The organism is Mesorhizobium sp. WSM4850 (assembly GCF_055811735.1).
The window spans coordinates 60,397-82,349 of record NZ_JBVVPV010000019.1 but is presented as its reverse complement, the minus strand read 5'-3'; the positions used below and the strand labels follow the sequence as shown (position 1 = coordinate 82,349).

Genomic DNA, 21,953 nt, shown 5'->3' with positions numbered 1-21,953 from the left:
CCATAAATTGGCTGAAGACATCACGAACGCGGTGGCGCGCCGCCGCACTTTCGCGATCATCGCGCATCCGGACGCCGGCAAGACGACGCTGACCGAAAAGCTGCTTTTGTTCGGCGGTGCCATCCAGCTTGCCGGCGAGGTCAAGGCCAAGAAGGATCGCATCCAGACCCGGTCGGACTGGATGAAGATAGAGCGCGAGCGCGGCATTTCGGTCGTCACCTCGGTGATGACCTTCGAGTATGAGGACAATGTCTTCAACCTGCTCGATACGCCCGGTCACGAGGATTTCGCCGACGATACCTATCGCACGCTGTCGGCGGTCGATGCGGCGGTCATGGTCATCGACGCCGCCAAGGGTATCGAGCCGCGCACGCTAAAACTGTTCGAGGTCTGCCGGCTTCGCGACATCCCGATCATCACCTTCGTCAACAAGATGGACCGCGAAAGCCGCGACCCGTTCGAGATCCTCGATGAGATCGAGCAGAAGCTGGCGCTGGACACCGCACCGATCACCTGGCCGATCGGCCGCGGCAAAACCTTTTCCGGCACCTATCATCTGGCGCTGAACGCGGTGCGCAAGGGCGACGCCGAGAAAGAACGCACGCCGGTCAATGGTCCCGACTCCAACCGCGTCGCCGGCCTGTTGCCGGAGAACGAGCGCGAGGCTTTCATCGAGGAGCTGGAGCTGGCGCGCGAAGCCTGCCGCCCGCTCGACATCGGTGCGTTTCGCGAGGGCCATCTGACGCCGGTTTATTTCGGTTCGGCGCTGCGCAATTACGGCGTCCGCGACCTGATCGAGGCGCTTGGTGCCTACGGGCCGCCGCCACGCGCGCAGGAAGCCGATACCCGCAAAGTCGAGGCGACCGAGGATAGGATGACCTCCTTCGTCTTCAAGATCCAGGCCAACATGGATCCCAACCACCGCGACCGCATCGCCTTCGTCCGCGTCTGCTCGGGCAAGCTCGAGCGCGGCATGAAAGCCAAGCTGGTGCGCACGGGAAAATCGATGAGCCTGTCGGCGCCGCAATTTTTCTTCGCCCGCACCCGCGTCACCGCCGACGAGGCCTTTGCCGGCGACGTCGTCGGCATCCCCAACCACGGCACGCTGCGCATCGGCGATACGCTGACCGAGGGCGAGGAGATCCTGTTCCGCGGCGTGCCGAATTTCGCGCCGGAAATCCTGCGCCGCGTCCGGCTCGGCGACGCGATGAAGGCCAAGAAGCTGAAGGAGGCGCTGCACCAGATGGCCGAGGAAGGCGTCGTGCAACTGTTCTCGCCAGAAGACGGCTCGCCGGCAATCGTCGGCGTCGTCGGTGCGCTGCAGCTCGACGTGCTGAAGGAGCGGCTGAATATCGAATACACGCTGCCGGTCGATTTCGAGATGTCGCGCTTTTCCGTCTGCCGCTGGATATCGGCCGACGACAAGGCCGAGGTGCATCGCTTCATCGAGGCGCATCGCGGCGACATTGCCCGCGACCTCGACCACGATCCGGTGTTCCTTGCCCAGCACGCCTTTTCGCTCAACTACGAGGCCGAGCGCTGGAAGGCGATCCGCTTCGCCGCGGTCAAGGATTATCAGGTCCGCGACAAGGCGGCTTGAACTAGACTCAGCGCCTTCCCTTCCCCCTCGTGGGGAAGATAGATTGGCACGGAGAGCCGAGCCGGATGAGGGGTGTTGGACAGAGTGCCGGCGGCGCCAAGCTGGAACACCCCTCATCCGACCGAGCTTCGCTCGGCCACCTTCTCCCACAAGGGGAGAAGGGAAGATCGGACGGCTCGATCACCCCCTGGCCGCCTCTTCGATCTTGGCGATGTCGATCTTGCTCATCTGCATCATAGCCTGCATGACGCGGCCGGCCTTTTCCGTGTCGGGGTCCTGCAGCAGCCTCGGCAATTGCTCCGGCACGACCTGCCAGGACACGCCGAATTTGTCCTTCAGCCAGCTGCACTGGCTGGGCTCGCCACCGCCCTCGATGAGCCTTTCCCAGAAATAGTCGACCTCCTCCTGCGTCTTGCAGTCGATGGAGAGCGAGACTGCCTCGGTGAACTTGAATTGCGGCCCGCCGTTGAGCGCCTGGAACTGCACGCCGTCGAGCTCGAAATAGGTCACCAGCACCTTGCCCTCATTATCGCCGCTGCCCTTGGGCCAGCGCATCACGCTCAGCACCTTCGAGTTCTTGAAGATGGAGATGTAATGGTTCATGGCCTCCTCGGCCTGGTCGTCGAACCACAGGCACGGGGTGATCTTTTGCATTTTCTTGCTCCTTGGGCTGTTTTGGCTTGTTTTCACGCGTCCAACGGCCGGCTGGCGATTGATGCCGGTCGCCGCCGTCTGCCCAAGGACGCTCAAACAAAACACGATCCGACAGCACCTCTGACTTTTTTTACTGCCTGGACCGGCTTGCCGTCTTTGGCTCAAGATCCCGGCGCATCGCAAAACCGTGGCCAGACCAGACGGTGGCGTATATAACGCCGCTCAGTTCCGGTTTTCCGCCCCTGTTCGGACGACGCAAACAGCAAGGACAGTTTAATGCCCGCCTACCGATCCCGCACCACTACCCATGGCCGTAACATGGCCGGCGCCCGCGGCCTGTGGCGCGCCACCGGCATGAAGGATTCCGACTTCGGCAAGCCGATCATCGCGGTGGTCAATTCCTTCACCCAGTTCGTGCCGGGTCACGTCCACCTCAAGGATCTCGGCCAACTGGTTGCCCGGGAGATCGAAAAGGCCGGCGGCGTGGCCAAGGAGTTCAACACCATCGCTGTCGACGACGGCATCGCCATGGGCCATGACGGCATGCTCTATTCGCTGCCGTCGCGCGAACTGATCGCTGACTCGGTCGAGTACATGGTCAATGCCCACTGCGCCGACGCCATGGTCTGCATCTCGAATTGCGACAAGATCACGCCGGGCATGCTGATGGCGTCGCTGCGTCTCAACATCCCGACCGTCTTCGTCTCCGGCGGCCCGATGGAGGCCGGCAAGGTGGTGCTTGCCGGCAAGACGCAGGCGCTCGATCTGGTCGACGCCATGGTCGCGGCTGCCGACGACAAGATCTCCGACGAGGACGTCAAGGTAATCGAGCGCTCGGCCTGCCCGACCTGCGGCTCCTGCTCGGGCATGTTCACCGCCAATTCGATGAATTGCCTGACCGAGGCGCTCGGCCTTTCGCTGCCCGGCAACGGTTCGACGTTGGCGACGCACGTCGACCGCAGGCGGCTGTTCGTCGAGGCCGGCCACCTGATCGTCGATCTCGCGCAGCGCTACTACGAGCAGGACGACGACACCGCGCTGCCGCGCAGCATCGCCTCGAAGGGCGCCTTCGAGAACGCCATGACGCTCGACATCGCCATGGGCGGCTCGACCAACACCGTGCTGCACATCCTGGCTGCCGCGCATGAGGGCGAGATCGATTTCGGTCAGGACGACATTGACGCGCTGTCACGCAAGGTGCCGGTGCTATGCAAGGTTGCCCCCGCCAAGGCGGATGTGCACATGGAAGACGTCCACCGCGCCGGCGGCATCATGGCGATCCTCGGCCAGCTCGATAACGCCGGACTGATCAACCGCGACCTGCCGACCGTGCACACCGCAAGCCTCGGCGAAGCGCTCGACCATTGGGATATCTCGCGCACGTCAAGCCAGAATGTCCGCGACTTCTTTCTGGCGGCCCCGGGCGGCGTGCCGACGCAGGTCGCCTTCAGCCAGGATCGCCGCTGGGACGAACTCGATCTCGACCGGGAGAAGGGTGTCATCCGCTCGGCCCAATATCCTTTTTCCAAGGATGGTGGCCTTGCCGTGCTGAAAGGCAACCTGGCGCTCGACGGCTGTATCGTGAAGACCGCGGGCGTCGATGAATCGATCCTGAAATTCACCGGCCCGGCCAGGGTGTTCGAAAGCCAGGACGCCAGCGTCAAGGCGATCCTGTCCAACGAGATCAAAGCCGGCGATGTCGTCGTCATCCGCTACGAAGGGCCGCGCGGCGGCCCCGGCATGCAGGAAATGCTCTATCCGACCAGCTATTTGAAGTCGAAGGGCCTCGGCAAGGCCTGCGCGCTGGTCACCGATGGCCGCTTCTCCGGCGGCACCTCCGGCCTGTCGATAGGCCATGCTTCTCCCGAGGCGGCGGAAGGCGGGCTGATCGGGCTGGTGCATGAGGGCGATACGATCGAGATCGATATCCCGAACCGCACCATCCGGCTTGCCGTCGACGATGCCGAACTGGCCGCCCGCCGCGCCGCGATGGAGGCCAAGGGAGCCGCCGCCTGGAAGCCCGAGGAAAAGCGCAAGCGCAAGGTGACAATGGCCTTGCGCGCCTACGCCTCGATGGCGACCAGTGCTGCAAAGGGTGCGGTAAGGTATGTGCCGGAATAGGTTCGCTTCTTCAAAGGGATGACGGTAGATGGATTTCGACCTTATCGTCCGCGGCGGCACGCTGCCCGACGGCAGGATCGCCGATATCGGCATCATCGGCGAGACGATCGCGGCCATCGAGCCGGAGCTGAACGCTGGCGCGGGCACGGCGATCGACGCCCATGGCAATCTGATCTCGCCGCCCTTCGTCGATCCGCATTTTCACATGGACGCCACGCTCTCGCTAGGCATCCCGCGCATCAACGTGTCGGGCACGCTGCTCGAAGGCATCTCGCTGTGGGGCGAACTGAAGCCGCTGTTGACGCACGAAGCGGTGCGCGACCGCGCGCTCGCCTATTGCGACTGGGCAGTGTCCATGGGCCTGCTCGCCATCCGCAGTCATGTCGATGTCTGCGATACCAGGTTGCTGGCGGTCGAAGCCCTGCTCGATGTGAAGAAGACCGTCGCGCCCTATATCGACCTGCAACTGGTCGCCTTCCCGCAGGATGGGTTTTATCGCTCGCCGACGGCGCGCGATAACACCATCCGCGCGCTCGACATGGGTGTCGACATCGTCGGCGGTATTCCGCATTTCGAGCGCACCGTGGCCGACGGCACGCGTTCGGTGACGGAACTGTGCGAAATCGCGGCAGAACGCGGCCTCATGGTCGACCTGCATTGCGACGAGACCGATGATCCGCTGTCGCGCCATATCGAACAACTGGCCTATGAGACGCAACGCCTCGGCCTGCAGGGCAGGGTCGCCGGCTCGCATCTTACGTCGATGCACTCGATGGACAATTACTATGTCTCGAAGCTGTTGCCGCTGATATCAGAGGCAGGCGTCTCGGCGATCCCCAATCCGCTGATCAACATCATGCTGCAGGGCCGCCACGACACATTCCCCAAACGCCGCGGCCTGACGCGGGTCAAGGAAATGCTTGCCCACGGCATCCGCGTCGGCTGGGGCCAGGATTGCGTGCTCGACCCCTGGTATTCGCTGGGCACCGCCGACATGCTCGACGTCGCCTTCATGGGCCTTCACGTCGCCCAGATGTCGAGCCCGGCCGACATGGCGCGCTGCTTCGACATGGTCACCAACGTCAACGCCGCCATCATGGGCCTCGACCATTTCGGCCTGTCGGTCGGCAAGCGCGCCAGCCTCGTCGTCCTCGATGCCGGCGATCCGGTCGAGGCCTTGCGCCTGCGTCCCGAGCGACTCTGTGTCATCGCCAGGGGCAAGGTGGTGGCCGAGCGGGCCAGGCAGGAAACACGGCTCTCGATCGCCGGACGGCCGGCAACAGTGAACCGCAGGCATCGCCGGTCGCAAAACTCCATCGATCAGATTGATAGGTCCTGACCGCAAGTCTACAATCAACCTCCAGTTTTATGCCGAGGAGGATGTCATGTGGCACAAGGCGGCGATGATGGTCGTGTTGGCGGCGACCTGTGCAGGCTGCATGACGGCCGAAGACCGTCGTGCCGCGGATGAGGCGAAATGTCGATCCTACGGCTTCGTCAGGAAGAATGATGCCTTCGCCGAATGTCTGCAGCGCATCGATCTGGCGCGCCGCGCCGAGCTCAGAAGTGCGTCGGTCTTCGATCCCTGGGATCGGCCGGTGATCTATCGTCCGGTTATCATTCGGCCACGGCCAAAGTAGGCCGTTGCGATCGTCCGTACAGGCCCAGCCGATTTCCGGTCCCTGGTCTGGCCGGCTTCCCGATTTCCGCTCGTCAAAGCGGCCGCTTGCGTCTACGACGCTGCTCACCGGGCTTTCATGCGGGAGGAAGCGACATCGGCATGGCACAGCCAACAGCCCAGAATTCAACGTTCAGGAACGTGCTTTTGGCTGGCATTCTGCTGATGCTGGCCGGCGATTTCCTGTTTGCTTTGAATGATGCGATGGGCAAATGGCTGGTCGCCAGCTTTTCCGTCGGCCAGGTCGTGCTGATCCGTTCCATCGGCGCCTTTTTCGTGCTCGGTCCGATGATCGCGCGTCAAGGCGCGGCCAGGCTGTTCCGCATGGAGCGCCTGGAACTGCAGGTCTTGCGCGTCGTCATGACGACGCTTGACACGGCGCTGTTCTACGCCGCCGTCGTCTATCTGCCGCTCGCCGACGTCATGAGCTTCTACATGGCAGGGCCGATCTACGTGGCGGCGCTGTCCCACCTGTTGCTTGGTGAAAAGGTCGGCTGGCGCCGCTGGATGGCGATTCTGGTCGGGTTCTGCGGTGTGCTGATCATGCTCGAACCGTCCTCGGCCGCGTTTTCGCTGTCGTCGACCTTCGCGCTGGCCGGAAGCATTTCATTCGCCTTCGCAATCATTCTCAACCGGCGGTTGCGTGGCACCAGCGACACCTCGCTCGTTACCTGGCAAACCATCGGCACGCTGCTGGTCGGCGGGTTTCTCACCATCGGCAACTGGCAGACGCCGTCCTCGCTCGATTTCGGCGCCATGCTGCTTCTTGGCATCGTCTCCTGCGGCGCGCATCTGATGATCACCAGGGCGCTGAAGCTGGCGCCGGCGTCGACGCTGGCGCCGCTGCATTACAGCCTGCTGCTCTGGGCCGTCATCTTCGGGCTGGCCTTCTTCGGCGACATGCCCGGCCCGCGCATCCTGATCGGCTCGGGCATCATCGTGCTGGCCGGCCTGTTCATCTTCCATCGCCAGAAAGTGGTCGACACGGTGCCGCCCCAAAACGTGCCGAAAGGTGTCAACTAGGGTCCAGATTTCTGGTGCCTTAAGGTTCAGAGTTTTGGCACTTAACCGGCGCGCACCGCCGCCAGATGCGTTGAGAAGTCGGCCGTCTCCATCAGCGCCCTGCAGCGTGAAAAGCGACCGTCGGCATAGGCGCGGAAATCGTCGGCCGGATTGCTGTTGGCAAGCTGGATCAGTCCCCACAGCGTCCACAACAGATCGCACATCGCCTTGTAGATGACGATGCGGCCGCGCTCCGCCGGCGTCGGCTCGCCATCGAAATAGGCGCCCATCATCTCGTCCTCCTGCGCCGTATCAAACTGGCCTTCGACGCTGAGGTCGCCGAGATCCCAGAGCGGGTCGTTCATGCCGGAATATTCCCAGTCGACGATCCACATCCTGTCGCCCGTATCGAGAAAATTTTCGCACAGCGGATCGCAGTGACAGGCGACGAGAGGCAGGGGATGCGCGGCAAGCGCCGAGCGCACGGTTTCCGCCTCGCGAACGACGTCGTGGTAACCGGCAGGCAGGGCGACGTCCTTGGTCGACAGCACCTTCAGGTAGTCGTCGATCATCGCAAACAGCTCGAAGCGGAAGGGAAACACCGCGCCGGATGTATGCAATCTGCGGAAGGCTTTGCCGGCACGCTCCGGACTGCCCGGCCGGGTCTTGAATTTATCCGGCGACATCGTCTCGGCGCCCGCGATGAAGCGCGTCACCATCACGCCTGTCTCGCCGTCGACATGCAGCAGCTCGGGGCTGACGCCGGCCATCGCTGCCTCCCGCGCCGCCACCGCCTCGTTGGCGCGGTTGATATACTCCTGCGTGCCCTTGCCGGGAATCCGCAGGCAGGCATCTCCAGCCCTGAAGACGAGGTTGGTGAGGCCACCCAGCCGCTCCAGCGGTCCCTCGTAGCCGGCCAGCGCCGGAATGGCTGCAAGCGCCGCGCGTGCTTCCTCGTCCACCATCGCTTCTGCCCTCTTTTCGCGTCTATTTGTGGTGACGACGGTTCCACAAATTTCGCCGTTTGGCTATCATCGCTTGCATGCGGTTCACTCCAGCGCCGTGCGTTCCTGTAGGACGCGCTAAGAACGCTGCGGCACTTTGATTTGCGGACGAGACTGTAATGGCGGACAGGAAAAACAAAGGCGCGCTCGCCGCGGCCTATGCAGCGAAGCGGCCAGAGGAGGTGGCGGCGCTCTACGACCGCTGGTCCGACACCTACGACGCCGACATGTCGGCGGCCGGTTATCGCCATCCGACCATCTGCCTTGCCCTGCTTGCCCGCCACCTGCCGCGCGGCGCGGCACCGCTCCTCGATGCCGGTGCCGGCACCGGGCTCATCGGCGAGTGGCTGAAGATCGCGGGCTATCCGCAGGTCGAGGCGCTCGACATTTCCGAAGGCATGCTGGCCCAGGCAGCGCGCAAGGGCGTCTATTCGGCGCTTCACTGCCTGGCGCTCGGCGGCCCGCTGCCCTTCGCGGATGATGCCTATGCCGGCATCATATCGGCCGGCGTCTTCACCTCGGGCCATGTCGGCGCTGAGGGGCTGGACGAACTGATCCGCATCTGCCGGCCGGGCGGGATAATCGTGCTGACGGTCAAGAACACCCTGTGGGACGCCGGCTTTTCCGCAGGGATAGCCGACCTCGAGGCGAAGGGCGTCGTCACGCGCGCCGAGGAGACATCGCCCTATGTCTCCATGCCGGGCGAGGCCGACACCGTGCCCAGCCGCGGTCTCGTTCTGCGCGTGAACTGACCATCCCCGCTCTTATGCATGTTGCGCAAAAGTGCGCAGCGGTTTTGCGATAACGACATGCATAGAAACAAGAACTCAAAGCGCCTCGCATGAAGCCGTTCAGACGCGACGCGCTTTAGGCTCTGATCCTTTCTCCGGCCGGGTCGTAAAGCGGCTCGAGATGGATTTTTGCCGGCGTCCGCTCCATAGCCACCACCAGCTCGTAGTCGCCGCAGGTGAGGAAATCGTCGCTGACGCCGTCGGCGTTGCGCACATAGCCGTAGCCGATGTTCTTTCCGACCGTGTAGCCATAGCCGCCGCTGGTCAGGTAGCCGACCGGCTCGCTGTTGCGCAGGATCGTTTCGCGCCCGAGCAGCACGATCTCGCAATCGTCGACGGTGAAGCCGGCAAAGCGTTTTTTCAGAACCGCGCCGCCGATCTCTTCCAGCGCCCGCCGCCCGAGAAAATCTGTGTTCTTGCGAAGCTTCACCGCCCAGCCAAGGCCGGCCTCCTGCGGCGTGTCGTTGGGCGTGATGTCGGAGCCCCAGGCGCGGTAGCCTTTTTCCAGCCGCAGCGATTCCAGCGCCCTGTAGCCGACCGGGCGGATGCTGTGCTCCTCGCCCGCCGCCATCAGAGCGTCGAAGATTTCGCCCGTCGCCGCGATCGGCACATGCAGCTCCCAGCCGAGCTCGCCGACATAGGTGACGCGCAGCGCCCTAACTGTGGTGCCGGCGATGGAGATTTCCCGCACCTGTCCGAACGGGAAAGCGGTGTTCGACACGTCCGCATCGGTCACCGCAGCCAGCACGTCGCGGGCCCGCGGCCCCATCAGCGACAGCGTGCCGAAATCCTCGGTGACATCGGTGAGCGTCACGTCGAGCTCGTTGCCGACATGGTCGCCGATCCACGAGAAGTCATGCGTCCTAAAGCCGGTGCCGGTGACGACGTAGAATCGGTCTTCGCCGAGCCGCGCCACGGTCAGGTCGGCCTCGATGCCGCCGCGCGTGTTGAGAAGCTGCGTGTAGGTCAGCCGGCCGACCGGCTTGGCGACGTCGTTGGCGCAGATCCAGTCGAGCGCCTTCAGCGCATCCGCACCGGTCATTTCGTATTTGGCGAAGGACGATTGGTCGAAGATGCCGACGTTCTCGCGCACGTGCCGGTGCTCGTCGCCGACCGGCGAAAACCAGTTCTGCCGGCCCATCGAATAGATGTCGTTCGGCTCGACGCCTTCGGGCGCAAACCAGTTCGGCCGCTCCCAACCGAGCTTGGAGCCGAACACGGCGCGGTGCTTTTGCAGCCGTTCATAGAGCGGCGACACGATCCGTGGCCGGCCCGTGGCATACTCTTCATGCGGGAAGCCGATCGTATAGTGCTTGCCATAGGCTTCGAGCGTGCGGTCGCGGACCCATTGCCGGTCGCGGTGCAGGTCGGAAAAGCGTCTGATATCGACCACCCACAGGTCGAGTGGCGCCTCGCCGTCGACGACCCACTGCGCCAGCACCCAGCCGGCGCCGCCGCCTGCAGCGATGCCGAAGGCGTTGAAGCCGGCGCCGACGAACATGTTGGCGCATTCGGGTGCCACGCCGAGAATGAAATTGCCGTCCGGCGTGAAGCTCTCCGGCCCGTTGATCATCTGCTTGACGCCGGCGGTTTCGAGCGCCGGAACCCGCTTGATCGCCTGGTTCATATGCTGCTCGAAATGATCGTAGTCGTCGTCGAACAGCCGGAACTGCCAGTCGTCAGGGACATCGCCGCCGGGAAGATCGGTCGTCCAGGCTTGCGGGTTCGGCTCATAGCCGCCCATCACCAGCCCACCGACCTCCTCCTTGAAATAAATGCGGCGGTCGGGGTCGCGGATCGTCGGCGCATCGCTCGCCAACCCGTCAATTCTCTCGGTGACAATGTACTGGTGCTTCACCGGCTGCAGCGGCACGTTGATGCCGGCTAGCGCCCCCACCTGCCGCGCCCATTGCCCGGCACAGTTCACCGCCTTGTCGCAGGCGATATCGCCCCTGTTGGTCTTTATCGCTGTGATGCGGCCATCCTGCATGTCGAAGCCGGTGACGCGGACATCCTCGAACAGCCTGGCGCCGTGCATGCGCGCGCCTTTGGCCAGCGACTGCGTGATGTCGGAAGGGCTTGCCTGGCCGTCGGTCGGCAGCCAGCTGGCGCCGACGAGATCGCCGGTTGCCAGCAGCGGCCACATTGCCTTGACTTCGGCTGGTGACAGCAACTGCATATCCATGCCGAAGCTTTTCGCCGTCGTCGCCAGCCTCTTATACTCGATCCAACGGTCGGCTTTGGTGGCGAGCCTGAGGCACCCGGTCATCTTCCAGCCGGTGGCCAGCCCGGTTTCGGCTTCCAGCCCCTTATAAAGATCGACCGAATATTTGAGCACGCGGGTGATAGAGGCCGAAGACCGCAATTGACCGACCAGCCCCGCCGCATGCCATGTCGAGCCCGAAGTCAGTTTGCCCTGTTCCAGGAGCACGACATCGGCCTTGTGGTCACGCGCCAGATGATAAGCCGTCGAACAGCCGATTATGCCGCCGCCGATGACGACGATCTCGGCGTGGGCGGGCAAGGTCATGATATCTGTCCGTATTTTGTTCTGTAGTTTTCCAGCGCGGCATCGAGCCGCGTCAGGTTTTCGTCGGTATAGGCGACGTAGTCGATGCCTGGTGCGTCGAGATAGAGTTCGGAAACCATGCTCCACATCGCCTCGCGCAGCAGCGATGCGCATTGCATGGCCGCATGCGAGCGGCGGATCGCCTCGTCCGGCTCCTTCATGAAATAGGCGGTCAGGAAGGCGAAGGACTCCTCGTCGTTCATGGTGGCGTTCGAGGCAACGCCGGCGAGGTCGAACATCGCCGTGTTGAAGCCGGCATATTCGAAATCGATCAGCCACAGCCGGTGGCCATCATCGAGAATATTAGCCGGCAGAAGGTCATTATGACCGAAGACGATCGGCAGCAATTTCTGCGCCCGTTCGAGTTCGTCTGCAAGCGTCAGCAGCCGCGGCAACTCGCTTCGCATGCGGCTGTCGGCTTCCTCCAGCGTGCGCGCATAGTCGCGGATGACATGGAATACCCAGAACATGAAGCCGGCGCCGGAGACATGGTTGGGCATCTCGCGATGGAAGCCGCGCATCAGGGCGGCGACGCGGTCGATATTGGCGCGGACGTCCTCGGCGACAAAAGTCTTGGCGCCGAGAAATTCCGTTACCAGGATGCCGGGCTCGGAATGGCGGACGGCAGGCGCGAAGCCGGCGGCATGCGCCGCGCGCGCGGTCATCACCTCGCGCTCGCGAAAGACGTGATGGAACGGAAAGTCCTGGCCAAAGCGCACGACATGCCGCCCGGCGGCGTCCTTGACCAGATAGTTGGCGTTGCTCAGGCCGCCCGGCAGCGGCGCGATCTCGATGCTGCCGGTCCAGCAGGGCAGGGCGCGGATGCGGTCCTCGGCGGTCACGGGTGAATCCCTCGTTGCGCGGGGTTCAAGGCGTCGCGGGCGACGCAAAGAGGGCGGCCGGCAGGAGGGAGCAATACGAAGTCCTCGTCGGTGCGGGATCCCGGGATCGGTATCCCGCACCGCACCGACGAGCCCCAGTGCCGGGTTCTTTGACTCCGGCATCCGCCCCCGCGGATTCAAAAAAGTCCTTTTCCCTTACGTCAGACGATTTCCCGGACGTTCGGGCAGGCGAATTTTGGTGCGGCTCTGCCATCGTTCTCCCGTGGCAGTTCCGAAGCCTGTCACAAGCCAGTGTCGCGCCATGTGATCCGGCTTGTCAACGACAACTTGTGGCTTTTTGCCCGAAATCACAAGGATTTCTTGTAAACTGTGGCCGATTTGCCTTAGAAGCGGTCAGTAGCGCAACAAACCGATTGGGTGAGACCGATGCCCTCGAAGCGGCATGGCGAGATCCTGCGTCTCCTCCATGAGGAAGGCACCGTCACCATCGCCAGCCTGGCCGACCGGCTGGGCGTCTCGCTGGAGACCGTGCGCCGCGACGTCAAGCCGCTGACCAGTGACGGTTCGATCCTGAAGATGCATGGCGCTGTCGGCCTGCCGTCGATGGCCGGCGAGGCGCCGTTCGAGCGGCGTATGCGCGAGAATGCCGATGCCAAGCGCGCCATCGCCCGCATGGTTGCCGCCACCATCCGCGACGGCGAAGCGATCATGCTCGACACCGGCACCACGACCTCTTTCCTGGCCCGCGAACTGCTCGGTCACCGGCGGTTGACGGTGGTCACCAACTCCTCCGACATCGCCCGCACGCTGGCCACCGTCAACGGCAACAAGGTCTATATGGCCGGCGGCGAACTGCGCAGCGATTCGGGCGCCGCCTTCGGCGTCTCGGCCATTGCATTCGTCAGCCGCTTTTCCGTCAGCCACGCTGTGATCTCCACTGGCGCGGTCGATGCCGTCACCGGCGTGATGGACTATGATCTGGACGAGGCGGAGTTCGCCCGCATGGTGCTGTCGCGCGGCCAGCGCTCGCTCGTCATCACCGATCACACCAAGTTCGGCCGCCAGGGCCTGGTCCAGGTCTGCGGCCTCGACGGTTTTTCCGAACTCGTCACCGATCGGCCGCCGCCGCACGCCATCGCCGCAGCGCTTGCCCAGGCTGGCGCACGGCTCAGCATTGCCGGCAGCGAAAGCGGGATCTGACCTGGCCAGAGCAGTAATGCGGTGAGCCTGGGATCGGCGGCTTTTCTTCCTTGCCGTCCCGGTGTTTAGTCCGGCGATGGCTTTCACCATCCGTCAATTGCAGTTCTTCATCGCCGTCGCCGAGCAAGGCACAGTGTCTGGCGCCGCCCAAAACCTGTCCATCTCGCAATCGTCGGTCACCGAGGCGATCAAGGAGCTCGAAGGCGATCTCGGCGTCGAACTGTTCGAGCGCCATCCGCGCGGCCTCAACATCACCCACAAGGGCCACCAGTTCCTGCGCCACGCGACAAAGATCCTTGCCGATGTTTCCGATGCGCGCCGCGCCTTCTCCGGCGAGCAAGCGGCGGCTGGCGGCCGGCTGCAACTCGGCGTCACCTCGCTGGTCGCCGGCTATGTCCTGTCCGACCTTCTCGCCCGCTATCGCCGCGCCTATCCGGGCGTCGAGATCTCGGCCATCGAGGACAATGGCGACTACCTCGAACATCTGCTGGTCGGCGGCAAGCTCGACATCGCCGTCATGGTCACCTCGAACCTGCGCGACCGCACCGCCCTGCAATCGGAAATTCTCGAAGTCTCGCCCTACCGGCTATGGCTGCCGCTTGGCCATCCGCTGTCCAGCGCCGACATCATCGGCATCAGCGACATCGCCTCGGAACCGCTGATCATGCTGACCGTCGATGAGATCGAAGAGAATACCGGAAAATTGCTGGCGGCGATCGCCGCCAAGCCGCATGTCGCCTTCCGCACCCGCTCGGTCGAAGCGGTGCGCAGCCTCGTCGCCACCGGCGCCGGCGTGGCGCTGCTGCCCGACCTCGTCTACCGGCCATGGTCGCTTGAAGGCGACCGCATCGAATCGCGCGATATTTCGGGCTCGTTGCCGGTTGTCCAGGTCGGCACGGTCTGGCGGCGCGGCTCCGGCCTGCCGCAGGCCGCGCGCGACTTCATCGGGCTTGCCCAGTCGCAGCGCATGGTTCGTCAGCGGCCGGACAAGAACGGCCGCTGATCTATCGGAAAAACCGATATCGCCTTTCTGATAAATGAATTTGCGAAACCGGAAATTTCACAGCACCTTCATGATCAGGGAGCAAAGCCACCGCGAGAGTGCGGCCCTCAAATGGGAGATCGACGATGAATTCATTCCTGAAGTCATGCACTGCATTGACGGTCGCGCTGGCCTTCTCCGGCCAGGCGATCGCCCAGGTTAAGGAACTCGGCAAGGGCGAAGGCCAGGTCAACATTGTCGCCTGGCCCGGCTACATCGAACGCGGCGAAACCGACAAGAACTATGATTGGGTCACGTCTTTCGAGAAGAACACAGGCTGCAAGGTCAACATCAAGACCGCCAACACCTCCGACGAGATGGTCGCGCTGATGAACGAGGGCGGTTTTGACCTCGTTACCGCCTCGGGCGACGCTTCGCTGCGCCTTGTCGCCGGCAAGCGGGTCCAGCCGATCAACACCGATCTGATCCCGAGCTGGAGCACGGTCGACGACCGGCTGAAGGATGCGCCGTGGTTCACGGTCGGCGGCATCCACTACGGCGCCCCCTACCAGTGGGGGCCGAACGTGCTGATGTACAACACCGAGGTGTTCAAGGAAGCGCCGAAGAGCTGGAACGTCGTCTTCGAGGAGATGACCTTGCCCGACGGCAAGCCGAACAAGGGCCGCGTCCAGGCCTATGACGGGCCGATCCACATCGCCGATGCCGCCAACTATCTGATGTTCCACAAGCCGGAGCTCGGCATCAAGGATCCCTACGAGCTGACCGAGGACCAGTACAAGGCCGCCCTCGATCTGCTGCGCGTCCAGCGCACGCTGGTCGGACGCTACTGGCATGACGCCGCCATCCAGGTCGACGATTTCCAGAACGAAGGCGTCGTTGCCTCCGGTTCATGGCCCTATCAGGTCAACACGCTGGTTGCTGCCAAGAAGCCGGTCGCTTCGACCATCCCCCAGGAAGGCGTGACCGGCTGGGCCGACACGACCATGCTGGCAGCCGACGCAGCCCACCCGAACTGCGCCTATATGTGGATGGAGCACTCGCTGTCGCCGAAAGTGCAGGGCGATGTCTCCGCCTGGTTCGGTTCGCTGCCGGTGGTGCCGGCTGCCTGCAAGGGCAACGAATTGCTCGGCGACGAAGGCTGCAAGACCAACGGCTACGACAATTTCGAAAAGATCAAGTTCTGGAAGACGCCGGTGTCGAAATGCGCCACCCAGGACCAGTGCGTGCCTTACTATCGCTGGGTGTCGGACTATATCGGCGTCATCGGCGGACGGTGAGTTCGTTTCGCATTGCTCGCCAGTTGGCGCTGCCCCTCACCCTTACCCCCTCCCCGTGAACAACGGGGAGAGGGGGTCGCGAGCGTTGCGGCTGGCCCCTTCTCCACGTCCCTACGGGGAGAAGGTGCCGGCAGGCGGATGAGGGTCAGCGCTGTCGCCTGAATTGACGAGCCTGGCAGATCAGGACAGCCCATGACATCAGCCGTTTCCTTCCAGAAAGTCTCGCGCCATTTCGGCAGCGTGCGCGCCGTCGACATGGTCGATCTCGACATCGTGCCGGGCGAGTTCTTCGCCATGCTTGGACCTTCGGGTTCTGGCAAGACGACCTGCCTGCGCTTGATCGCCGGCTTCGAGCAGCCGACATCGGGCTCGATCTCCATTTTCGGCGAACGCGCCGAAGGCGTTCCGCCCTATCGCCGAAACGTCAACACCGTGTTTCAGGACTACGCGCTGTTCCCGCATCTGAACGTGCTCGAAAACGTCGCCTACGGGCTGATGGTCAAGGGTGTCGGCAAGCCCGAACGGCAGCAGGCGGCCGAGGAAGCATTGTCGCTGGTCCGGCTTCCCGGCTACGGCGCCCGCCGCCCGAGCCAGCTTTCCGGCGGACAGCGCCAGCGCGTCGCGCTCGCCCGCGCGCTGGTCAACCAGCCGAAGGTGCTTCTGCTCGACGAGCCGCTTGGCGCGCTCGACCTCAAGCTCCGCGAAAACATGCAGGAGGAGCTGAAGTCGCTGCAGAAGGCGCTCGGCATCACCTTCATCTTCGTCACCCACGACCAGGGCGAGGCGCTGTCGATGGCCGACCGCGTCGCCGTCTTCAACGACGGCAAGATCATGCAGATCGGCACGCCGGAGGACATCTACCAGCGGCCGAGGACGCGCTTCGTCGCCGATTTCGTCGGCTCGTCCAATGTGCTGCCGCCGGATTTCGTTCAGCGCTATTCCGGCCAGCATCGCTGGGGCAGCCTGCGCCCTGAAGCCATTCGCATCGGCCGGGCGGCGAAGGGCGACGGCGTTGCCGCCCGTCTCGTCTCGACCAATTATCTCGGCGCCACGACCAGACTGGCGCTCGACGCCGACGGGTTGAGATTGCATGCCATTGTGCCGGCCGGTGCGAAATTGCCCAGGGAAGGCGAGGCGGTCGTGCTCACCTTCAACCGCGAGCATTTGCATCTGATGGACGAGCCGGGATGATGGCGCTGTCGGCAATTGTGGCTAGCCGAGGCAAGACGCTCTACGGCGCCCCCCTCTGTCCTGCCGGACATCTCCCCCAAGAGGGGGGAGATCGGCTGTTGCAACCACTTTCGCCAGTCACCAACGTTGCAGAAGAGGCGCCGCCGGCGAAGCTGCCGATCTCCCCCCAAGTGGGGGAGATGTCCGGCAGGACAAAGGGGGGCGCGAAGGATCGCGGCCTCCCAAATATCCTCCGCCAAGACAGAGCGGCGTCATGACAATCGCCGCGCTCAACTCCAATCCCGTTCCCGCCATCCTGCCGGGAAGCGGCGGCGTGCGCGGCGCCCTGTCCGACTTGTTCTGGCGCAAGCCGAAGCTGCTGCTGCTGTTGATGCTGCTGCCGCCGGTCCTGTGGCTCGGCATCGTCTATGTCGGCTCGCTGTTCGCGCTGCTCTTGCAGAGTTTTTTCTCGATCGACGAATTCTCCGGCCTCATCAACCGGCAGTTCACGCTGAAGACCTATGGCGACCTGCTGCAGGCCGCCAATCTCGACATCATCCTGCGCACGGTGACGATGGCGGCCCTGGTCACGCTCGCCTCGGCGACCATCGCCTTTCCCATCGCCTATTACGCGGCCCGCTATGCGCGCGGCCGCTGGAAAGCGCTGTTCTATCTCGGCGTGATGCTGCCGCTGTGGTCGAGCTATCTGGTCAAGATCTACGCCTGGAAGCTCATTCTCGCCAAGGAAGGCATTCTCACCTGGCTGCTCGCCAAGCTGCATCTGCTATGGCTGCTCGATGGCTGGCTGTCGCTGCCGGTCGTCGGCGGCAACTCGCTGTCGGTGTCGTCCACCGGCACCTTCATCGTCTTCGTCTACGTCTGGCTGCCGTTCATGATCCTGCCGGTGCAGGCGGCGCTTGAGCGCGTGCCGGGCAATCTGGTCGAGGCCTCGTCCGATCTCGGCGCCTCGCCCGGCCAGACCTTCCGCAACGTGCTGTTCCCGCTGGCGCTGCCGGGCATCGTCGCCGGCTCGATCTTCACCTTCTCGCTGACGCTGGGCGACTACATCATCCCGCAGATCATCGGCACCTCGCGGCTGTTCATCGGCCAGGCCGTCTATTCGCAGCAGGGCACCGCCGGCAACATCCCGCTCGCAGCCGCCTTCACCGTGGTGCCGATCGTCATCATGGGCTTCTACCTCTGGGGCGCCAAGCGCATGGGGGCCTTCGATGCGCTCTGATGGCTCACCATCCGCTCCTCTCGGCCTGAAGGTCGCCGCCGCCTGCGGCCTGCTGTTCCTGCATCTGCCGATCTTCCTGATCTTCGTCTATGCCTTCACGACCGAGGAAAAGAGCTTCGCCTGGCCGCCGCCGGGGCTGACCATGCAATGGTTCGCCGTCACCTGGAACCGCCCGGACGTGTGGGAAGCGCTGTCGCTGTCGGTCCGTGTCGCCGCCATCTCGACACTCGTCGCCCTGATCCTCGGCACGCTCTGCGCGGCCGCCGTGTCGCGAACACGGTTCTTTGGCCGCGAAACCATCTCGCTGCTGGTCATCCTGCCGATCGCGCTGCCCGGTATCATCACCGGCATCGCGCTGCGTTCGGCCTTTTCGCTGGCCGAGATTCCGTTCTCGTTCTGGACAATCGTGCTCGGCCACGCCACCTTCTGTGTCGTCGTCGTCTACAACAACGCCGTCGCCCGCTTTCGCCGCACCTCCGGCTCGATGATCGAGGCGTCGATGGACCTCGGCGCCGACGGCTTCCAGACGTTTCGGCATGTCGTGCTGCCCAACATCGCCACCGCGCTGCTGGCCGGCGGCATGCTTGCCTTTGCGCTGTCGTTCGACGAGGTCATCGTCACCACCTTCACCGCCGGCCAGCAGCAGACGCTGCCGATCTGGATGCTGGAGGAATTGATCCGTCCGCGCCAGCGCCCGGTCACCAATGTCGTGGCCATGGTCGTCGTGCTGGTGACGCTGCTGCCCATCCTCGTCGCCTATTACCTGACCCGCGACGGCGACCAGATCGCCGGTTCGGGCAAATGACGTCAAGAATCCATAAGGGAGAGATTGCCATGGACACAAAGATGCTGATCGGATCGAAATTCGAGAAGGGCACCGAGACCGAGGAGCCGATCCTCAATCCGAAGACCGGGGCGACTATCCTCAACCTGCCTGAAGCCAGCCAGGCGCAGATCGAGGCCGCGGTGCTGGCGGCCGAAAAGGCCTTCGTCACCTGGTCGCGCACCACGCCGGCGCAGCGCTCAGCCTATCTCCTGAAAATCGCCGATCGCATCGAGGCCGCGGCGCAAGATTTCGCCGCCCTCGAGGCGCTCAATTGCGGCAAGCCGATCAATGCCGTGCTCAACGACGAAATCCCGGCGATCGTCGACTGCTACCGCTTCTTTGCCGGCGCTGTCCGCTCGATGCCCGGCCAGGTCGCCGGTGAATACATTCCCGGCCACACTTCGATGGTTCGCCGCGATGCCATCGGCGTCGTCGCCTCGATCGCGCCGTGGAACTACCCGCTGATGATGATGGCCTGGAAGCTGGCGCCTGCGATTGCCGGCGGCAATACGGTCGTCTTCAAGCCGTCCGAGCAGACGCCGCTGACGGCGCTGAAGCTGGCAAAAATCCTTGCCGAGATACTGCCCGAGGGCGTCGTCAACGTCGTGCTCGGCAGAGGCGACAGCGTCGGCAACACGCTGATCAACCACCCGAAAATCAACATGATCTCGATCACCGGCGATGTCGCCACCGGCAAGAAGGTGCTGCAGGCCGCCGCCAAATCGGTCAAGCGCACGCATCTCGAACTAGGCGGCAAGGCTCCGGTCATCGTCTTCGACGACGCCGATCTCGGCGCGGTGGTCAATGGCCTGCGCGCCTTCGGCTATTACAATGCCGGCCAGGACTGCACCGCCGCCTGCCGCATCTATGCCGGCAAGAAGATCTACGACAAGCTCGTCGCCGACCTTTCCTCCGCCGTCTCGACCATCAAATACAACCGCCCCGACGACACCGAAAACGAGATCGGACCGTTGATCTCACGCCGCCAGCGCGACCGCGTCTCGAGTTTCGTCGAGCGCGCCTCGGAGCTTAAGCACATCGAGATCACCACCGGCGGCAAGCCGGGCGAGGGCACCGGCTTCTTCTATCAGCCGACCGTCGTCGCCGGCGCGCTGCAGGAGGACGAGATCGTGCGCCGCGAAGTGTTCGGGCCGGTTGTCTCCGTCACCCGCTTTGCCGAGGTCGACGAGGCGGTGAACTGGGCCAATGACTATGGCCTTGCGTCCTCGGTGTGGACCAAGGATGTCTCGCGCGCCATGGCGACGGCCGCCCGGCTGCAATATGGCTGCACCTGGATCAACACCCACTTCATGCTGACCAACGAGATGCCGCATGGCGGGCTGAAGCAGTCCGGCTACGGCAAGGACATGTCGCTCTATGCGCTGGAGGATTATACCGCCGTGCGCCATGTGATGGTGGCGCACGGGTAGCGCCTTTTTCTTCTCCCCGTTGACGGGGAGAAGGTGGCCCGAAGGGCCGGATGAGGGGCAGCACCGGGCCTACTTCTGCGAAGCGGCGATCCCGGTATTCGACTCACCGGCCCCAAGGCCCTTGCCGCTTGGAACGACGCCCCCGGCATTGGCGCCGAAGCCCGCTGCTTCCGATGCGGCCGGCCGCTTGATCCTTGCCGAGGCGGCCACGACAAGCTCGTTGAAGCCTTCGCCACCATCGTCCAGCATCTCGAACAGTTGCCGCCGCATCCTCGGCTCCCAGAATTTGTTGATGTGCTCGGCGACGCCGGCAACGCCTTCCTCGCGCGGCTTGGAGTGAAAAAAGGTGGCAATCTGGTTGGCCATGCGGACCAGCTTTTCGCTGGTGCTCATGATGTGGCCTTCGTCATGCGACATGCTTGGCAACTCCGGTAGCCACCCGGTCGGGGTGGGTAAAAATATCGAAATCATCGCCGCGCACCAAAGCCACCAGCGTCATGCCGGCGTCCCCGGCGGTACGGATGGCAAGTGCCGTCGGCGCCGAAACGGCAATGATGAACGCAGCGCCGATCGCCGCCGTCTTCTGCACCATCTCGACCGAAACGCGCGATGTCACCACGACAGCACCCAAGGTGCCATCGATGCCGGCTTTGGCGAGCGCCCCGGCCAGCTTGTCGAGCGCATTGTGGCGGCCGACATCCTCGCGCGCCATGACGATGCCCTTGCCGGGGATATAAAAACCGGCGGCATGGACCGCACCGGTCTCGGCATGAAGCGGCTGCGCTTTCGACAAAAGCCTGACCGAAAGGACGATGTCGTCGGTGTTAAGTGTAAGTCGTGACGAACCGACCGCCTCGACCGAGCGCATCGCCTCCTCGATCGACTCGATGCCGCACAGCCCGCAGCCGACCGGGCCGGCCAGGCGTCGGCGCCGCGCCTCGAAGCGCGTATTGGCCTGGTCCTTCAGCCTGATCTGGATGTCGATGCCGGCGCCGTGATCCTCGACCTCGATCGCCTCGATTTCCCGGCCGTCGGCGACAATGCCTTCGGTCAGCGAGAAGCCGAGCGCGAAATCCTCGAAATCGGCCGGACTTGCCATCATCACCGCGTGAGTGGTTCCGGCAAAGGAGAACGCCACCGGCGTCTCTTCCGGCACCATCCGGTTGGCGGCTGCACTGCCGCTGGCGCGGTGGGCGAGGCGGGAGATTTGTGTGATAGCGCAACGTTTAGGCATCACGCGGCACCCCCTTTGGCCTGCCGGCCATTTTACTTGGGAAGCGTCGAAGGCTTCTTGCTTCAATTGGCAGTTGCTCTCCCAGGCCATCCCCCACTCCGTCGCTGCTTCGCAGCGCCACCTCTCCCCCCTCCGGAGGGAGAGGAAGGGAGCCTGGAGTTCGCGCGCTTTCCTCTCCCCCGTCGATCGGGGGAGAGGTGGGGGGGGGGGGGGGGCGGGGGGGGGGGGGGGCCACCGGCAAAAATTAAGGGCGTTGGGGGGGATTGGTCGGGGCGCATAAGACCCGGGGGTGGGGTTTTAAAAAAAAACCGA

The 21,953-nt window shown here is 63.9% G+C and carries 19 protein-coding genes; 13 read left to right on the top strand and 6 right to left on the bottom strand.

Annotated elements, in window-relative coordinates:
• The first annotated feature begins 7 nt into the window (after nt 1–7).
• A complete protein-coding gene (locus tag AC0L2Z_RS19115) occupies nt 8–1,600 on the top strand; it encodes a peptide chain release factor 3 (RefSeq protein ID WP_473629011.1) in 1,593 nt (530 codons plus the stop codon).
• 180 nt (nt 1,601–1,780) lie between these two features.
• Here the strand turns inward: AC0L2Z_RS19115 and AC0L2Z_RS19110 are convergent, their stop codons facing one another.
• Nucleotides 1,781–2,254, bottom strand: coding sequence for a VOC family protein (locus tag AC0L2Z_RS19110; protein WP_027151605.1), 474 nt, complete (start codon nt 2,252–2,254; stop codon nt 1,781–1,783).
• A gap of 276 nt (nt 2,255–2,530) precedes the next feature.
• Between AC0L2Z_RS19110 and ilvD the strand changes: the two genes are divergently transcribed.
• From ilvD to AC0L2Z_RS19090, 4 genes are all read left to right on the top strand, one after another.
• The gene (gene ilvD / locus AC0L2Z_RS19105; protein WP_473629010.1) at nt 2,531–4,375 is read left to right on the top strand and encodes a dihydroxy-acid dehydratase; all 1,845 of its coding nucleotides are present in this window, start codon (nt 2,531–2,533) and stop codon (nt 4,373–4,375) included.
• A gap of 28 nt (nt 4,376–4,403) precedes the next feature.
• A complete protein-coding gene (locus tag AC0L2Z_RS19100; protein WP_473510336.1) occupies nt 4,404–5,714 on the top strand; it encodes an amidohydrolase family protein in 1,311 nt (436 codons plus the stop codon).
• Between the two features lie 46 nt (nt 5,715–5,760).
• Nucleotides 5,761–6,015, top strand: a complete 255-nt coding sequence (locus AC0L2Z_RS19095) for a hypothetical protein (protein ID WP_128174082.1) — start codon at nt 5,761–5,763, stop codon at nt 6,013–6,015.
• Nucleotides 6,016–6,155: 140 nt separating this feature from the next.
• On the top strand, nt 6,156–7,076 hold the full coding sequence (locus AC0L2Z_RS19090) for a DMT family transporter (RefSeq protein ID WP_473629009.1): 921 nt from the start codon (nt 6,156–6,158) through the stop codon (nt 7,074–7,076).
• A 41-nt stretch (nt 7,077–7,117) separates the two neighbouring features.
• Here the strand turns inward: AC0L2Z_RS19090 and AC0L2Z_RS19085 are convergent, their stop codons facing one another.
• The gene (locus AC0L2Z_RS19085; RefSeq protein ID WP_473629008.1) at nt 7,118–8,020 is read right to left on the bottom strand and encodes a phosphotransferase; all 903 of its coding nucleotides are present in this window, start codon (nt 8,018–8,020) and stop codon (nt 7,118–7,120) included.
• Between the two features lie 158 nt (nt 8,021–8,178).
• Between AC0L2Z_RS19085 and AC0L2Z_RS19080 the strand changes: the two genes are divergently transcribed.
• Nucleotides 8,179–8,811, top strand: a complete 633-nt coding sequence (locus AC0L2Z_RS19080; RefSeq protein ID WP_023802865.1) for a class I SAM-dependent DNA methyltransferase — start codon at nt 8,179–8,181, stop codon at nt 8,809–8,811.
• A gap of 115 nt (nt 8,812–8,926) precedes the next feature.
• On the opposite strand, the gene AC0L2Z_RS19075 is transcribed toward AC0L2Z_RS19080, so the two are convergent.
• Entirely contained in the window at nt 8,927–11,380 is a 2,454-nt protein-coding gene (locus tag AC0L2Z_RS19075) for a GcvT family protein (RefSeq protein ID WP_473629007.1), read from the bottom strand.
• Complete coding sequence (locus AC0L2Z_RS19070; RefSeq protein ID WP_023802867.1) at nt 11,377–12,261, bottom strand: phosphotransferase family protein; 885 nt, start codon at nt 12,259–12,261, stop codon at nt 11,377–11,379. The genes AC0L2Z_RS19075 and AC0L2Z_RS19070 overlap by 4 nt, the downstream gene beginning before the upstream one ends.
• 426 nt (nt 12,262–12,687) lie before the next feature.
• Between AC0L2Z_RS19070 and AC0L2Z_RS19065 the strand changes: the two genes are divergently transcribed.
• The 7 genes from AC0L2Z_RS19065 (at nt 12,688) to AC0L2Z_RS19035 (ending at nt 20,407) form a co-directional block, all read left to right on the top strand.
• Nucleotides 12,688–13,461: a DeoR/GlpR family DNA-binding transcription regulator gene (locus AC0L2Z_RS19065; RefSeq protein ID WP_128183265.1), complete on the top strand. Its 774-nt coding sequence runs from the start codon at nt 12,688–12,690 to the stop codon at nt 13,459–13,461.
• A gap of 76 nt (nt 13,462–13,537) precedes the next feature.
• A complete protein-coding gene (locus tag AC0L2Z_RS19060; RefSeq protein ID WP_023802869.1) occupies nt 13,538–14,464 on the top strand; it encodes a LysR family transcriptional regulator in 927 nt (308 codons plus the stop codon).
• Between the two features lie 125 nt (nt 14,465–14,589).
• Nucleotides 14,590–15,741, top strand: a complete 1,152-nt coding sequence (locus AC0L2Z_RS19055; protein ID WP_287344823.1) for an ABC transporter substrate-binding protein — start codon at nt 14,590–14,592, stop codon at nt 15,739–15,741.
• Nucleotides 15,742–15,933: 192 nt separating this feature from the next.
• Entirely contained in the window at nt 15,934–16,932 is a 999-nt protein-coding gene (locus AC0L2Z_RS19050) for an ABC transporter ATP-binding protein (protein ID WP_473629006.1), read from the top strand.
• Nucleotides 16,933–17,185: 253 nt separating this feature from the next.
• Entirely contained in the window at nt 17,186–18,151 is a 966-nt protein-coding gene (locus AC0L2Z_RS19045) for an ABC transporter permease (protein ID WP_473629005.1), read from the top strand.
• On the top strand, nt 18,141–18,956 hold the full coding sequence (locus AC0L2Z_RS19040) for an ABC transporter permease (RefSeq protein ID WP_023802874.1): 816 nt from the start codon (nt 18,141–18,143) through the stop codon (nt 18,954–18,956). Before AC0L2Z_RS19045 ends, AC0L2Z_RS19040 begins: the two co-directional genes overlap by 11 nt.
• A gap of 29 nt (nt 18,957–18,985) precedes the next feature.
• Entirely contained in the window at nt 18,986–20,407 is a 1,422-nt protein-coding gene (locus tag AC0L2Z_RS19035; protein ID WP_473629004.1) for a gamma-aminobutyraldehyde dehydrogenase, read from the top strand.
• Nucleotides 20,408–20,476: 69 nt separating this feature from the next.
• On the opposite strand, the gene AC0L2Z_RS19030 is transcribed toward AC0L2Z_RS19035, so the two are convergent.
• Both AC0L2Z_RS19030 and fdhD read right to left on the bottom strand, forming a co-directional pair.
• The gene (locus AC0L2Z_RS19030; protein WP_287239181.1) at nt 20,477–20,824 is read right to left on the bottom strand and encodes a formate dehydrogenase subunit delta; all 348 of its coding nucleotides are present in this window, start codon (nt 20,822–20,824) and stop codon (nt 20,477–20,479) included.
• Nucleotides 20,814–21,641: a formate dehydrogenase accessory sulfurtransferase FdhD gene (gene fdhD / locus AC0L2Z_RS19025; protein WP_473629003.1), complete on the bottom strand. Its 828-nt coding sequence runs from the start codon at nt 21,639–21,641 to the stop codon at nt 20,814–20,816. The genes AC0L2Z_RS19030 and fdhD overlap by 11 nt, the downstream gene beginning before the upstream one ends.
• Between the last annotated feature and the right edge of the window lie 312 nt (nt 21,642–21,953).